Genomic DNA, 14,951 nt, shown 5'->3' with positions numbered 1-14,951 from the left:
AGGAGAACCATCATGACGACTGAAAGCTATGACGACTACAAAGAGGATGTTATTGGTAGAGCAAACGTTGCTGATACCCCAGAACTTGTTTCCTACTACAAAGAACTGGAATCACTTGAAACAGGAGCACTCTGGACGGTAGCAAACAAAATAGAACCTTGGGAGCCAAGATCCGAATCCGTTCCGGTTTTATGGCCCTATGAACAGTTACGTGAAAAAGTCCTGAAATCTGTCGACTTAGTCACCCCAGAACAAGCGGGCAGACGAGTGGTATACCTCAATAACCCAGGGCGACGAGATGTCGCAGCAGCCGTCGGTTGGTTGTATTCCGGGTTGCAGGTTATGTTTCCCGGGGAAGCGGCAAGTGCTCATGCGCACTCCTCTTCGGCCCTTCGCTTCATCATGGAAGGCAGCGGTGCATACACCATTGTAAACGGTCAGAAGATGCTACTGGGCGCGAACGATTTTGTTATTACCCCAAATGGAACATGGCACGAGCACGGCGTTGAAGAAGGCGGTACACCCTGCATTTGGCAAGATGGCCTAGATATTCCGCTAGTTAACGCATTTGAAGCGGGGTTTTATGAAGTGCATCCCGATCTGAATCAGGCCATTACTCAACCTGTCGATAACTGCCTTGGTCTATGGGGTGGACGAGCCTTACGTCCGCAGAATGTAGAGTGGCAGAAGCCATACTCACCATTGTTCAAGTATCAATGGGATGCAACGTACGAAGCATTGCAGAAAATGGCCACTGTCTCTGAGGGAAATCCTTACGACGATATTCTCATGCACTACACCAACCCAGTGACTGGCGGTCATGTAATGAAAACCATGGGCGCAAGTATGCAGTTGCTCCGCCCTGGTTTTAAAGGAAAAGCACACCGTCATACCGGTAGCTATATCTATCATGTCGCGAAAGGTAAAGGCTATTCAATTATCAATGGCCAACGCTTTGACTGGAAAGAAAGAGATATTTTCTGTGTCCCTTCTTGGGCATTCCACGAACACGTAAACGCTTCAGATACCGAAGACGCTTGCTTGTTCTGTTTCAGTGACCTTCCAGCGATCGAAGCTCTAGGGCTTTACCGAGAAGAAGCACTTGTAGACAACAACGGCAATCAGCCCCAATAAGTTCAACTACCCGTATTTAACAAGGAGACCATAATGCGTCTAGTAACATACAGACCAACTATTCTATCTGAAGCACGGTTAGGTGCTATTGTCGAAAACAATGTCATCGATCTCGAAAAACTGGGGCAACACTGCAATGTAGACTTGCCAGACAATATGCTTTCTTTTATCGACATGGGGCCGAATGCCATCAAAGTTGCCAGCCAACTGCTGACTGAGCAAGCAAAGTGTTGGCCTACAGACACCTGTTTACCTTTAAGCAATGTTAAATTGCTTGCGCCAATCCCACAGCCGAGAAAAAACATCTTCGGCATCGGCCTGAACTACGTCGAGCATGTTGCAGAATCAAGCAGAACCTTAGATACCGATAAAGCGTTACCAGAGAAGCCAGTTATTTTCTCAAAACCACCGACAACGGTAATCGGCCCAGGAGATGCCATAGAACACAATGCTCAGATAACCAAACAACTCGATTGGGAAGTCGAACTGGCGGTTATTGTCGGCACACGAGCTAAGCGTGTCTCCAAAGAGAGCTCTTTAGACTACGTCTTCGGGTATAGCTTGATGATAGACATGAGCGCAAGGGATTGCCGCCGTGCTGGTCAGTGGATTTACTCAAAAGGCCAAGACACATACGCGCCATTCGGGCCTTGTATCGTCACTGCCGACGAGATTACTGACCCACAAAACCTAAATCTGAGCCTTACTGTCAATGGCGTCACGAAGCAGAGCTCAAATACTCAACACATGTTGTTCAACGTTGCAGATCTTATCCACGATATCAGCCAAGGGATCACGCTTGAACCCGGAGATATTATCGCTTCTGGCACACCAGAAGGTGTCGGTGCAGGCAGAGAGCCTCAAGAATGGCTCTGGCCCGGAGATGTCGTCGAAGCGCAGGTGGAAAACATCGGCTCACTTCGCCATCCCGTGGTATCTGTCTGATAAGGGGGCAACATGCCAGCATTATCTTTTAACACATTTAAAGCAGCGGCTGTGCAAACAGCCCCTGTCTTTCTCGACCCAGACGCCACTGTCGACAAAGTCTGCAGCATCATAGAAGAAGCAGCAGGTGAAGGAGCGAAGTTGATCGTTTTTCCTGAAGTGTTTATTCCAGGTTACCCCTATTGGAACTGGATCATGACACCTCCAGAAGGCAGTCCTTGGTTTGAAAAACTTTGTAAAAGCGCGATAGAACTCCCCGGGCCAGAGATTGACAAAATCGCCAAAGCCGCAGCTCGCTTTGAAGTAATTGTCATTATTGGCGTCAATGAACGCAGTACAGTCAGCATTGGCACCCTATACAATACAACGGTCACAATCGATGACAGCGGTACGATAATAGGAAAACACAGAAAGCTTGTTCCTACATGGGCAGAGAAGCTGACTTGGGCTCCTGGGGATGGCTCTCAACTGAAGGTGCACAAAACATCTGTAGGCCCAATTGGAGCATTGGCTTGCGGGGAAAACACCAATACTTTGGCGCGTTTCTCTCTTCTTGCACAAGGAGAAATGATTCACGTTGCTAACTACATATCGCTGCCTGTGGCGCCAAAAGACTATGACATGGCTGAAGCGATCAAACTTAGGTCTTCAGCCCATTCATTTGAAGGCAAGGTCTTTACTATCGTCTCCTGTTCAACTATTTCACAAGAAATGATTGATGCCTTTAAAGAAAGTCATCCAGAGTCTGAGAGTTTATTGTCTCGAAAAAACAGCGCTTTCAGCGGTTTCATCGGGCCAGATGGACGAGTGATTGGTGAACCTCTTATCGATGAAGAAGGCATTGTCTACACAGAGATAGACATCAACAAGTGTATTCAGCCTCGCCAAATGCACGATATTACCGGTCATTATAATCGATTTGACATATTTGACCTTCGCGTTAACCAACAACCACAAGCGTGTGCGACATTCAACAAAGGAGCAGAGTTCCCTTCTAGCTCAGAGAATGCGACTTCATTTGATAAGTGGGAACTCAATCAGGAGAACGAATAATGACCGTCGAGAAACGTTACCGCATTGGCCAAATAGTTCCTTCTTCCAATATAACCATGGAAACAGAAGTGCCCGCGGTTTTTAGAGCAAGAGAAAATTTCCACCCTGAGAAATTCACCTTTCATTCATCTCGAATGAGAATGAAAAAAGTCAGCAAAGAGGAACTTGAAAAAATGGACAGTGACAGCCTTCGTTGTGCTTTAGAGCTGTCCGATGCACGAGTAGATGTTATGGGGTACGCATGCCTTGTAGCAATCATGAGTATGGGAAACGGTTATCACCGGACATCAGAAGAAAGGCTTAAAAACGTCGCTTTAGATAATGGCGCACCGACTCCCATCATAACGAGTGCTGGTGCTTTGGTTGAAGGGCTTCATGCACTTGGCGCGAAAAAGATTTCATTGCTCGCCCCATATATGAAGCCATTAACCAAACTGGTCATCGATTACATAGAAAACGAAGGCATTGAAGTGGTTGATAGCATCTCTCTTGAAATCTCAGATAACCTTGAGGTTGGTTCGCAAGACCCGTTAGCACCTGTCGAGATCACCAAAAAACTAAATATCTCGGGAGTCGATGCTGTTGTCGCATCCGCGTGTGTACAAATGCCCTCTCTCCCGTCCATTCAAATCATCGAAGACCGAATTGGAATACCCGTATTATCCTCATCAGTAGCCACATCTTACAAAATGATGAAAGCACTTGGGCTAAGTACCCATGTTCCCGGTTTTGGTGCTCTGTTGTCAGGTAAATATTAACCTTTTTAGCACCTTGATAAGCGGGAGCCCCCTCTCCCGCTTATCCACCATATAAGTAGCAAAAGTCACCCCAATTGGCAGAAAGTGGATAACGACTGCACTTTTTGGATAGCACAATCATCAAATAAAGCGAAATATTAAAAGTATGTTAATTCACCTTGGATCGTTTTGTTTATAAAAGTCATCGCGTCTGCAAGAAGTTTGGTGGGAGACTCACTGTTGAATCAGTCCCCAAAACCATTGGGGCATGTAGTTGTATATCTGGTTTTGCAATACCCTTGTGGAGGTTGAAATGAGCTCTGGTAATGATTTTTCCAAATTCAATCTTTCCGATTTCAAAAATAAGCTCACTCTTTCCAAGCGTCTGCTTTTTACATCCAACAACCTTTTAGAAGCTCAATCCAGTGTGGGTCGCGTAATGACACCGCACGAACTTCATATCACCAATGACTTCCACCGTCTCGATGCCAACATGCACTATCTGCCCTTTGATGATATTTCATTGTATCGCCTACGGTATGGATCTAGTGTCTCCATTCACATCCCTAGTATCCAAGACTATTACTGTGTTCAAATTCCCCTTAGTGGACGTGCGCATGTTGTCAATGGGAACGACCAAACAGAGTCCAATATACAACTTGCGTCGGTGTTAAACCCTCATGTCCCAACGGATATGACATGGGACTACGATAACGATCAATTCATGATCCGAATCTCACGATCTCTTATGGAACGAACCGCTATTGGCATATTAGGGCATGATATTGATGAGCCCTTGATGTTTGACGTTGGCTTTCATTGGCAACAGAGCCCAGAGTGGGTTTGTGTACTGTCTTATTTGGTTGATTACTACTCACAATCAAACCCTTCGCTAACGAAAAATCGTCTTATTATCAGTCAAATAAACCAGTTAGTCGCAACAACCTTATTCAGCAGCCATCAACACTCTTATATGAACAGGTCGAATAAGCAACGTACATCTATTCGCCCCCGTCACATCAAGCGAGCACAAGATTACCTAGAAGCGCATGCGCATGAATCCATTACCGTTGAGTTTCTTGCAAGTCTTTGTGGAGTGAGTGTTAGGAGTCTCTATACCGGTTTTCGCGATTTTGTCGGTGTTACTCCGATGCAATACCTTCGAAATCTGCGTCTAGACAGAATACGGACAGAGTTACTTACAAGCGAAGCGAAAAGCGTCACGTCTGTAGCAATGCGTTGGGGATTCTCCCATATGGGACGATTCAGTGCAGAATACAAACGTCGTTTTGGTGAGTCGCCTAGTCAAAGTTTTCGCAGGCGATAACCGCCACAATGGATAATAAATCCAAACCATTGTGACGAGCAGAAACAGGCTAAATACGAAGTGCAATGTACTTTTAGCTAAGCTTTCTTTACAAACATAGCCGTCACCATCATCTCTCCGGCGCCATCGACTTTACAATCTAGTTGATGATCTTTGCCTTCTACAATGCGTCTAACAACCGCTTTGGTACCAATTTTTAACACCAAAGAACTGCCTTTCACTTTAAGATCTTTTGCTAACGTCACTTTGTCGCCTTCTTCCAGCAAGGTGCCATTCGCATCCTTTACAGTGAAGCGGTTTTCTAACTCTTCAACCGGATTCCACTCGTACGCGCATTCTGGGCACACTAAGTGATTTTGGTCTGGGTAAACATATTCAGATTGACAATTTGGGCATGGTGGGTGCGACATAACTAACTACTTTTTATTGTGGATTTGAACGATATATACCCGCAACACTTTACGAGTTCGATAATAATTAGGGTATTGTTAAGCAAAGTGATGAAGAAATTCAAGTCAAGGCTAAGATATCGATACTTTGCCTTTAATGTGCGGGTTTTCCACAGTGACTTCTAAATTGGCGATGGTATCAAGCTGCACCAGTTGCTCACTTTCGTTTACCTGAATTTTAATACACTCTTGACGTTCTTGATTGCGAGCCGTGTCCAACGCAGTACCCTCAAAAACTTCTCCAGATTGAAGTTGCAACCTCACCGGGTATCGGTATAAACAGACGATTTCAATATAATCGTAATTACTACAGCTGATCATGATGTTTCCCTCGCGTCACGAATTCACAAGCCACATTGTTACTGTCAACTTCGTAGAATTACAACCTGTTTAACGATAAGAAACAAAAAACCGCCCGGAGGCGGTTTTCATCAAGCACAACACTTCTTATATTTTTTGCCACTACCACATGAGCATGGGTCGTTACGATTTGGCGTTTTTTCGAACGTCATCGTTTTTGGCTTATTAAGTAGTGTCTCTAATTCGAGCGTGTTCTCTTCTTTTTCCACATCCATCACGATATCAACAACGATTGAATGCTCTTTTGCTAATGCTTCAATCTCTGCTTTACGCGCTTCGGTGTTCACAACAACAGAAATCGGCGCTTCTTCCGTTCCTGCTTTTACGTCACGATTTACGTTGTAACCAGATAGAACGTGGTTTTGTCGAGTTTCAATTCGACCTTTAAAAAACAATTTAGACATGGATGACTCATCAACAATTAGAGTGACGTAACAGAGCGGCGATTATACGCATATCTTAGGTTTGATAAAGCTCTGCTTTGGTTTATTTAAGGAACGCTATACAACCTTGCAATATGACCAAATTGACAATGTCGATGAAGAAAGCGCCAACGATAGGCACGACCATAAATGACTGAGGTGACGGTCCATAACGATTCACAATCGAACCCATATTCATAACAGCCGTGGGCGTTGCTCCTAAACCAAAGCCGCAATGCCCGCTCGCAATCACTGCCGCATCATAGTTGCTCCCCATAACTCTAAATGTCACGTAATAGCTGAACATCGCCAATATAATCGACTGAACCAGCAGAATAACTAAGAACGGGATGGCTAAATCGAAGATGTTCCACAACTTAAGACTCATTAATGCCATTGCTAGGAATAGTGATAGTGAAACCGTACCAAGAATATCCACCGTTTCGATATCTAGCTTACGCACTTTCGTTACCTCTAACAGGTTGGTAATTACAACCCCAATAAAGAGTGCGTAAACAAAGTCAGGAATCATTAGCCATTTAATACCAAAGGTGCTCACCCACTCGCCCAAATAACTCGCGCCAGTGACACAAAGTAAAATCAGAGACAGACCTTCGACGACTTTTTTCGCCGTGACGCGGTCTTCTTCGTGTTCGTTATAGGTCACTAATTTTGGGAACTCTTGATGGCTTTGATTACTGCGTCCGTAAGAGGACTCCAAGCCTAGCTTTTCTATCAAACGCTGCGCCACTGGGCTACCGATTATGCCACCAGCAACCAAACCAAACGTGGCAGATGCCATCGCGATCTCAAGCACATTGTTTAATCCATATTGTTCTTGAAAAGTTTGTGACCAAGCTGCTCCAGTCCCATGACCTCCAGATAACGTAATCGAGCCTGCAATCAAGCCCATTAGTGGATCCAGTCCAAGCATACTTGCGAGCGACACACCCACACCGTTTTGGATCAAGATATAAACTGAAGCAACCGCAAGAAATATAAATACCTTAGCCCCACCTTTGATGAGTTGCGTATAGTTGGCCGCTAACCCCACCGTAGCAAAGAACATCAGCATAAACGTGTTTTGCAACGGTAAGTCGAACACAAGATCAATGCCTTTAAAGTGCATAACGGTAATAGAAAACGCGACAACTAAACCGCCAACGATCGGTTCAGGAATATTGAATCGCTTCAGTATTGGAAGTTTCGCATTGATAAATTGACCAAGAAACAGCACACAAATTGCCACTAAAAAAGATTCTTGTGGACCAACGGAGATAACCTGATTCATAACATCCTCTTACTACTTTCTGCCTGTAATAACGGTGCAGAAGATATGTTGATGGATCAGGTTGCCTTTTGAAGCCCTCTTTGACTAGCATCCAAAAAGCTTAGATTCTTACCAATTAAGAATTAATGACAATTAACACCAACTTATTTCTTACATACTGAGAAATACGGATTGAATACCTACAATAAAGCAACAAAAAAGCCAAACTCTTTCGAGCTTGGCTTAATATTCAATCTAGTCATTTGAGACAATCAGCGACGGTTATAGCGTCCTTTAGAAGATCTCGCTTTATAGGCAGAGGCCGCTTTCGCTTGAGAGGCAAGAATAGACTCTACGGTTAGCTCCATCGGCTCACGTGGTTTCAGACCGTGTGGAAAAGTACGAGCGCGTGGCGGTAAGTTATATTCTTCTTCTGACGCTTTTGGCATACGCTTAAAACGATATAAATAGAAGTTCTCGACTTTCTCTCTTGCCCACTCGGTTTTCTTTAGGTATTTCACACTACTCGCGATGGTCGGCTTCGTATTGAAGCAGTTCATACGCATAGCTGCATCCAGAATCTCCCAGCCATAATGATCGACAAGTTGTTTCAACATGTCTTCCATTTTTAAACCATGCAATGGGTTGTTCTGCTGCAATTCAATTCTTTCTTGATCTGACATCATATCTTCAGTCCTGAAGTCTTCGTTTTCTTTCGTGATTCTAACGCGGCCAACTAAGCCGCGTTAAGCACTTTTTTCTGGTGGTCGAGGTACTCTTCAAAAGTACCTTGGAAGTTGATCAGCTCGTTGTCTTTTACATCAATGATAGAGGTCGCTAGCGAAGAGACAAATTCTCTATCATGGCTCACGAAGATCAATGTACCTTGATAATTCTTTAACGCACTGTTAAGCGCTTCAATCGCTTCCATATCCATGTGGTTAGTTGGTTCGTCCATCACCAACACATTGATGTCTTGCATCATCAATTTGCCAAATAGTAAGCGGTTCTTTTCACCACCTGAGCAGTTTCGTGCTTTTTTGTTTGCGTCATCAGCGGTAAACAAAAGGCGACCTAAGATACCACGTACCATAAGGTCATCATGCTTTGCCGTTCGCCACTGAGAGATCCAATCAAAAATAGACAAATCATTATCAAAATCTGCACTACTGTCTTGAGGGCAGTAGCCAATCGAGGCATTTTCTGACCACTTCACAACGCCTTGGGTTTGCTCTAGTTCTTTAACTAAGCAGCGTAAGAGTGTTGTCTTACCGACACCGTTTTCGCCAATAACCGCTAAACGACTACCCGCTTCCAACAGTAAATTGCCATTTTTAAACAGTAATTCGCCATCGAAGCCATGACCAAGATCTTGTAGCTCTAATGCTAGGCGGTGAAGTTTTTTACCTTCGCCAAAGTCAATCGATGGACTGATTCGGCTGCTTGATTTCACTTCATCGAGCTTGATTTTATCCATCTTCTTCGCACGAGAACTCGCCTGTTTCGCCTTAGATGCATTCGCACCAAATCGGTTTACAAACTCTTGAAGTTCATTGATTTCAGCCGTTTTTTTCGCGTTTGACGCAAGCAATTGCTCACGACGTAAACCAGAAGCTTCCAAAAAGTACTCGTAGTTACCTGGGTAAATACGCAACTCTCCATAATCGATATCCGCCATGTGTGTACACACAGAATTTAAGAAGTGGCGATCGTGAGAAATAATGATCATGGTGCATTTACGCTGATTCAACTCTTCAGCTAGCCAGTTGATCGTGTGAATGTCCAAGTTGTTGGTTGGTTCATCAAGCAATAAGATATCGGGATTAGCAAATAGCGCCTGTGCCAGCAACACACGTAGCTTCCAACCAGGTGCCACTTGCTGCATTAGACCAAAATGCAATGCTTCTTCGATGCCAGCTTGGATCAAAATATCACCGGCGCGAGCTTCAGCGGTATATCCATCCATTTCGGCAAACTCACTTTCAAGCTCAGCGACTTTCATGCCATCTTCTTCACTCATTTCAGGTAATGAGTAAATACGATCACGCTCTTGCTTCACTTCCCAGAGTTTACGATCACCCATAATCACGGTATCGATAACTGTGTATTGTTCAAATGCAAATTGATCTTGGCTTAACACCCCGAGCTTAAGGCCAGGAGTCATTGAGACATTGCCTGAGCTTGGAGCCAATGCTCCACTCAGGATCTTCATGAAGGTAGATTTACCACAGCCATTAGCGCCGATAAGGCCGTAACGGTTACCGTTGCCGAATTTCGCTGAAATATTTTCAAATAGTGGCTCAGCGCCAAACTGCATGGTGATATTAGCTGTACTTATGATAGCGATGCCCTCGAAAGTAAATATCTTTTAATAACAAGCTCTTAGTTCACTTTCGAGTTACTGTTAAAAAAGGACAGGTTGAATGAGGGAGCTATTCTAGCGGATTCGAGCATTAGGTGATATAGATCACGTAAATAATATCAACTCGATTTTGGAAGATTCCAGTCTTGTTTTAATACGGCAAGGACAACGGTATCCCACCATTGCTGCTTAAAGAAACGATGTGAACGAAAATGCGCTTCTTTCTGCATTCCCAAAGATTGGCATAATTTGATTGCTGCGCGGTTATTCGCGATGGTTTCCGCATACATCCTATGAACGTTAAGGTGTTCAAAGCCATATTGCATAAGCGCTTGTGCCGCCTCGACCATTAAACCACTACCTTGAAAACCTCGGGAGAGACCACACCCTATTGACGCCTGACGATCTGATTCCAAACGCAAACAGACAGTACCAATAAACTGACCACTTTGTTTGTGTTCAATAGCGAGTTGGTAGGATTGACGCGGTTGCTCCAAAGACTGTTCAATGAACAGATGAGTAAGATGGCGATATTTGTCTGGGTCACAATCTGATTCGTCATAAAACCGCTGATACTTTGCGTCTTGAGAAATGGCAACAAATGCCTCTTCATCATCAATCTGCATATCGCGCAATATTAAATGCGCTGTTTCTAGTTTAAACAAATGCCATCCTTACTTTCTCATCCTAACGCTTTCTATTCTTGATTGCGTTTCATGTTTGCTTGCTCTTTTTCGTGCTTGTAGCCCATTGTGCGGATATGTTCACCATGAATGGTGTTCTTCATCAACTCCCAAAGAGCAGCTAAAAAACGCTTATGTGCTTCGTGGTGACGGATATATTTCATATGGATAAAAACATAGACCGCAAGGAAAACCACCACGGCAATTGTCACGCCGTATGCTTCATACAAACTAATTAAGTTCATGATAACCTCAAATTTTTAAAATAAACAATAACTGTATTTACAAGATGAAAATCGCTCACTATGGAAATCGTTGACCTTAATCACTCACCAAAGAGTTAATCCACTTACGACTTCTAAAACGGTGGATACAAGCAAACCATTTAAACAACGTCTCAAGGAAAAACATCGCAAATACCCACTCTGGTGCGAGCCCTAATATCAACCCGCCAATGGCTGCCAAAGGAATACCGAAGCCCCATTGCGTAAACAAATCTTGGTAGAGGCAAAACTTCACATCGCCTCCGGCTCTAAGTACTCCTACCACCATGGTTGTGGGTAACGAACGTAGAACAATGCCAAAACAAACAATGGTATAGAAGGTGTCTGCAAGCGCCCTTGCCTCTTCAGATAAGGCGGTAAACATTCCAAGAACCCATGCCTTAGATAGATACATAGTGATAGCAACGATAACCGTGACAATGAACGCCAAAAGAGTAAAAGCCATCGCATGCTTATAGGCGAGATTCGGGTTATTGGCTCCTAAATGATTTCCAACGATAACGGAAGAAGCATTCGCAATCCCGACTAAAAAGCTCAGTGAAAATGCTTCAATAGGCGTCATTACCGCGAGAACCACAAGCCCTAGGTCACTGCTCTTACCCATAATGGCGGTATAGGTAAATAGCCCGCCAGCCCATAATAGAAAGTTGGTCGTCGTTGGAATGGCTAAACGAACAAACTGGGCCGCGTGTTTTAGTCGCATTACTTCTCGAATAACACTGCGGTTGAATCGCAATGAGTGCTTGCGTATCTGTAAGTACAACAATGTAAGAGTGACTTCGATAACGCTGCTAAGTACAGTTGCAAGCGCCGCACCTTTTAAGCCCAATTCCGGAGCGCCCAAACGGCCAAATATGAATACCCAGTTAAAGAAAATATTTAGAGCAATCCCAATACCACTCAACCAGGTACTGACTGAGGCTTGATGCATTGAGCGCAAGCCTGCGGCAACGCTACCCGAAAAGGCCACACAAAATAGACTCAAACCAGCAATCTGAAGGTAGTCATGACCAAGAGACTGGACGACATCCAGTTGACTCGACAAACCGACAATATTGGCGCCAAACAGCCAGAATCCCAACACCGGAATTAAAGCGGCAAGACTCGACATAATCCATGTCAACGCGACACTTCGAGTCACACCAAAATTATCTTTGGCTCCAAAGTACTGAGCCGCTAACATAGCGCCCCCGGTTGTCACACCAGACAAGAGAATCGTCGCAACAAATAGGGCTCTTCCTGCGACACCCACCGCTGCAATATCGTGTTCACTCAGTTGACCAATCATGATCAAGTCAACTAACCCTTTACTAGAAAACAAAATTGTTTGCAGCGTAACTGGAATTGCGATCGTCAATATGCTTTTAAAAAGCGCTTGATCAAATAGGCGAACAGAGTGACTTTCAGGGCTTTGAGCACTAGCTTTCATGGGAATTGGCATTGAGTTGGGTAATAAAAGAATTATGAAATATGCATCACCCACTCATAAGTCACTTATGTGCGTAAAATACGTTCAAGTGACTGTCATTGTTGAAAAGATATTTAGGGAATCAATACCCTTAGTCAGCGATAAGACGCTCTACCCACTCCGCCCGCCATTCTGGTGCTGGGTAGTTGTCTGGCCAAAACTCGACCTGCTTCATTATAAGACCACCTTTAACGGTAGAGAAAGTAATCACTCTGTCCTGCCTGTTACCATCAGTCACTGAAACATCTGTCACGACTTGATTACCCTCGGCGACAATCGAGTTGATGGTAAATCGCCACAAACCATCCGCAGGATAAGCTGAGTTTAAAGCTGCAAAGTTATCTCTTCCCCGAATAACTTCCGAGGATTGCGGCCAGATACCTTCATACCTCTCATCTAACCACTCGCTAGCTGCATAAAAGTCATTACTTTCCATCGCTTGCCAAAATGACAATACCGTCTGTTTTGCGTCCATACTCACCTCTCTTATGCCATCAATTGGTTACGGTAATTATTCGGCAAAGACTATCACATTTGTATTCGATATTTGGCTTTCTTTAAGACACATATTGCACAGAAACACAAACCATCAAAATAAAACATTTTGTTAACACTGCTATTATTTGCAATTCGTATATTTGCGAGCCATTTCAAGTAAAGAGCGAACACCAAAACACAATAAAGTATACCGTACACTTGATAATTGACTTTTCATCATGCATCCTTTCAATAAGAAACTCATTTCAAGACACTTCATATCTTCATTATTTTTTTGATTTAAATCAATTCGTTAGGAAACCCTCATGCTAAACAAGCTCACGATTAAACATAAGCTTGCACTACCCATTGTTTTACTCGCAGTTATTATTGCGATCATCACCCTGGTTAACGTACTGCAAGCCAATCAGCAAGAATCTCTCAACAATCAATTGAATAATGACGTTCAACCGGTCATGGATAGTTTGGAAGATGGTTATCGCGACCTCTATCAAGTTATCACCGCCGCTCAAGGGCTCATGCTTGCGAAAACACAGCAAGATATTGAATACAATATCGCAGAATTCAAAGATAACGCCTACAAAGCAGAGCCGAGGCTAAGCAAGGCGAAAGAGCTAATTGCAAAGGGCTACCTACCGCAAAGCCAACAGCAAAAAGTCGACGTTTTAGTCAAGGCAACTCGAACTTGGGTGCAACTGTATGAACCAATGTTTGCAAACGCTGATCAAGCGACAGAGTATTACGCTAAAAACCGTTCAAAATTTGAACAGCAGTTTAAAATTATACGAGATCAACTACGCTCCACTCGTTCATTGATTGAAGAAGTACAATTATCACTGCGTGATGAGGTGGAAAATTCTATAACTTACAGTAAGTTTGTATTAGAAGCCGGCGCGGTTATCGCTCTATTATTGGTTGCTCTTTCTTTCTGGATCTCACGCCAATTAGTGCTAAAACCAATCAACGACATTGGCGTTGCAATGAAAGATATTGCGAGTGGAGACGGCGACCTTACTAAGCGTATTGAAGTAAAAAGCAAAGACGAACTCGGTCAATTGTCTGAAGGTTTCAACTCATTCGTTAGCCGAATTCACACAACGGTTGAGCAAGTCATTATTTCTTCAAATGCAGTACGCGCTGAAATGGAGAATATAAAAGTTTTAACGCAAACCGTTGCCGAATTTTCTGGTCAGCAGCAGCAAGAAAGTGAGATGGTTGCTACGGCAGTGAATGAAATGCAAGCCACCAGTCAAACGGTCGCTTCAAATGCTGAAGAAGCTGCACACGCCAGTACTCAAGCCAATAGCGAAGCTACGAACACGGACCGCACCTTGACCACAACGGTAGGATCAATTGAAACACTAGCCAACGAGATTGATAACGCAAGCCAAGTGATTCATGACCTAGATGCGGATGTCGGTAACATTGCTTCCATCCTAGATGTGATTCGTGGAATCGCAGATCAAACCAACTTACTGGCTCTCAACGCGGCTATTGAAGCTGCACGCGCAGGAGAACAAGGTCGCGGATTTGCGGTGGTTGCCGATGAAGTTCGCTCACTTGCAAGCCGCACGCAAGAAAGCACAGGTGAAATTCAATCCATGATTGAAAAGCTGCAAGAAGGTGCTCGCCAAGCCGTTTCAGTAATGGAAGCAAGCAAAGAAAGTGGTGAACAAACCATCACTAGTGCCGGTAGCGCATCGGCCTCCCTTAAAGAGATCATGTCGTCTATTTCACTCATGAATGAAATGAATACCCATATTGCAACGGCTGCTAGCCAACAGAACAGTGTGAGTGAAGAGGTCAATAATAATGTGGTACGAATTCTAGATAACAGTAACCATATGGTTGAAATGGTAAGCAGTGCCGAAAACGCTTGTATGTCGCTTTCTGAACAGTGTGAAACCTTAGATAACCTTGTTGCTCAGTTTAAGGTTTAATACCTGTATGAGATAAAAC

Annotated in this window: 16 protein-coding genes; 6 read left to right on the top strand and 10 right to left on the bottom strand. The window is 43.9% G+C overall.

Annotation, left to right across the window (positions count from 1 at the left end):
- Window positions 1-12: 12 nt before the first annotated feature.
- The 5 genes from GVO60_RS06960 to GVO60_RS06940 all read left to right on the top strand — a co-directional run bounded on the left by GVO60_RS06960 (window position 13) and on the right by GVO60_RS06940 (window position 5,196).
- Complete coding sequence (locus GVO60_RS06960; RefSeq protein WP_159652233.1) at window positions 13-1,134, top strand: cupin domain-containing protein; 1,122 nt, start codon at window positions 13-15, stop codon at window positions 1,132-1,134.
- A 33-nt stretch (window positions 1,135-1,167) separates the two neighbouring features.
- Window positions 1,168-2,079, top strand: a complete 912-nt coding sequence (locus tag GVO60_RS06955) for a fumarylacetoacetate hydrolase family protein (protein WP_159652231.1) — start codon at window positions 1,168-1,170, stop codon at window positions 2,077-2,079.
- A gap of 12 nt (window positions 2,080-2,091) precedes the next feature.
- Window positions 2,092-3,132 carry a carbon-nitrogen hydrolase family protein gene (locus GVO60_RS06950; protein WP_159652229.1) on the top strand — a complete coding sequence of 347 codons (1,041 nt, stop codon included), beginning with the start codon at window positions 2,092-2,094 and terminating at the stop codon, window positions 3,130-3,132.
- The gene (locus GVO60_RS06945) at window positions 3,132-3,890 is read left to right on the top strand and encodes a maleate cis-trans isomerase family protein (RefSeq protein WP_159652227.1); all 759 of its coding nucleotides are present in this window, start codon (window positions 3,132-3,134) and stop codon (window positions 3,888-3,890) included. Before GVO60_RS06950 ends, GVO60_RS06945 begins: the two co-directional genes overlap by 1 nt.
- A 292-nt stretch (window positions 3,891-4,182) precedes the next feature.
- On the top strand, window positions 4,183-5,196 hold the full coding sequence (locus GVO60_RS06940) for an AraC family transcriptional regulator (RefSeq protein WP_159652225.1): 1,014 nt from the start codon (window positions 4,183-4,185) through the stop codon (window positions 5,194-5,196).
- A 77-nt stretch (window positions 5,197-5,273) separates the two neighbouring features.
- Here GVO60_RS06940 and GVO60_RS06935 read toward each other — a convergent pair whose 3' ends face one another.
- The 10 genes from GVO60_RS06935 to GVO60_RS06890 form a co-directional block, all read right to left on the bottom strand.
- Window positions 5,274-5,606 (bottom strand): zinc ribbon domain-containing protein YjdM, encoded by a 333-nt coding sequence (locus tag GVO60_RS06935; RefSeq protein WP_159652223.1) that lies wholly within the window; start codon window positions 5,604-5,606, stop codon window positions 5,274-5,276.
- A 111-nt stretch (window positions 5,607-5,717) separates the two neighbouring features.
- Window positions 5,718-5,966 carry a Rho-binding antiterminator gene (locus GVO60_RS06930; RefSeq protein WP_159652221.1) on the bottom strand — a complete coding sequence of 83 codons (249 nt, stop codon included), beginning with the start codon at window positions 5,964-5,966 and terminating at the stop codon, window positions 5,718-5,720.
- 110 nt (window positions 5,967-6,076) lie between these two features.
- Window positions 6,077-6,409, bottom strand: a complete 333-nt coding sequence (locus GVO60_RS06925; RefSeq protein ID WP_159652219.1) for a PBPRA1643 family SWIM/SEC-C metal-binding motif protein — start codon at window positions 6,407-6,409, stop codon at window positions 6,077-6,079.
- Between the two features lie 82 nt (window positions 6,410-6,491).
- Window positions 6,492-7,718 carry a sodium/glutamate symporter gene (gltS, locus tag GVO60_RS06920; protein ID WP_159652217.1) on the bottom strand — a complete coding sequence of 409 codons (1,227 nt, stop codon included), beginning with the start codon at window positions 7,716-7,718 and terminating at the stop codon, window positions 6,492-6,494.
- 251 nt (window positions 7,719-7,969) lie between these two features.
- The gene (locus GVO60_RS06915; RefSeq protein ID WP_159652462.1) at window positions 7,970-8,380 is read right to left on the bottom strand and encodes a VF530 family protein; all 411 of its coding nucleotides are present in this window, start codon (window positions 8,378-8,380) and stop codon (window positions 7,970-7,972) included.
- Between the two features lie 53 nt (window positions 8,381-8,433).
- Window positions 8,434-10,038, bottom strand: coding sequence for an ABC-F family ATPase (locus GVO60_RS06910; RefSeq protein ID WP_159652460.1), 1,605 nt, complete (start codon window positions 10,036-10,038; stop codon window positions 8,434-8,436).
- Window positions 10,039-10,178: 140 nt separating this feature from the next.
- Entirely contained in the window at window positions 10,179-10,724 is a 546-nt protein-coding gene (locus GVO60_RS06905; protein WP_159652215.1) for a GNAT family N-acetyltransferase, read from the bottom strand.
- A 32-nt stretch (window positions 10,725-10,756) separates the two neighbouring features.
- The gene (locus GVO60_RS06900; protein ID WP_159652213.1) at window positions 10,757-10,987 is read right to left on the bottom strand and encodes a hypothetical protein; all 231 of its coding nucleotides are present in this window, start codon (window positions 10,985-10,987) and stop codon (window positions 10,757-10,759) included.
- A gap of 76 nt (window positions 10,988-11,063) precedes the next feature.
- Window positions 11,064-12,455: an MATE family efflux transporter gene (locus GVO60_RS06895; protein WP_159652211.1), complete on the bottom strand. Its 1,392-nt coding sequence runs from the start codon at window positions 12,453-12,455 to the stop codon at window positions 11,064-11,066.
- A 130-nt stretch (window positions 12,456-12,585) separates the two neighbouring features.
- Complete coding sequence (locus GVO60_RS06890) at window positions 12,586-12,969, bottom strand: nuclear transport factor 2 family protein (protein ID WP_159652209.1); 384 nt, start codon at window positions 12,967-12,969, stop codon at window positions 12,586-12,588.
- A 328-nt stretch (window positions 12,970-13,297) separates the two neighbouring features.
- On the opposite strand from GVO60_RS06890, the gene GVO60_RS06885 reads away from it, so the two are divergent.
- Window positions 13,298-14,932: a methyl-accepting chemotaxis protein gene (locus GVO60_RS06885; RefSeq protein ID WP_159652207.1), complete on the top strand. Its 1,635-nt coding sequence runs from the start codon at window positions 13,298-13,300 to the stop codon at window positions 14,930-14,932.
- The last annotated feature ends 19 nt before the right edge of the window (window positions 14,933-14,951 follow it).

The organism is Vibrio atypicus (genome assembly GCF_009811315.1).
Taxonomy (GTDB): Bacteria; Pseudomonadota; Gammaproteobacteria; order Enterobacterales; family Vibrionaceae; genus Vibrio; species Vibrio atypicus.
The sequence above is the reverse complement of the archived record's forward strand: the minus strand, read 5'-3'. Positions and strand labels throughout refer to the sequence as shown.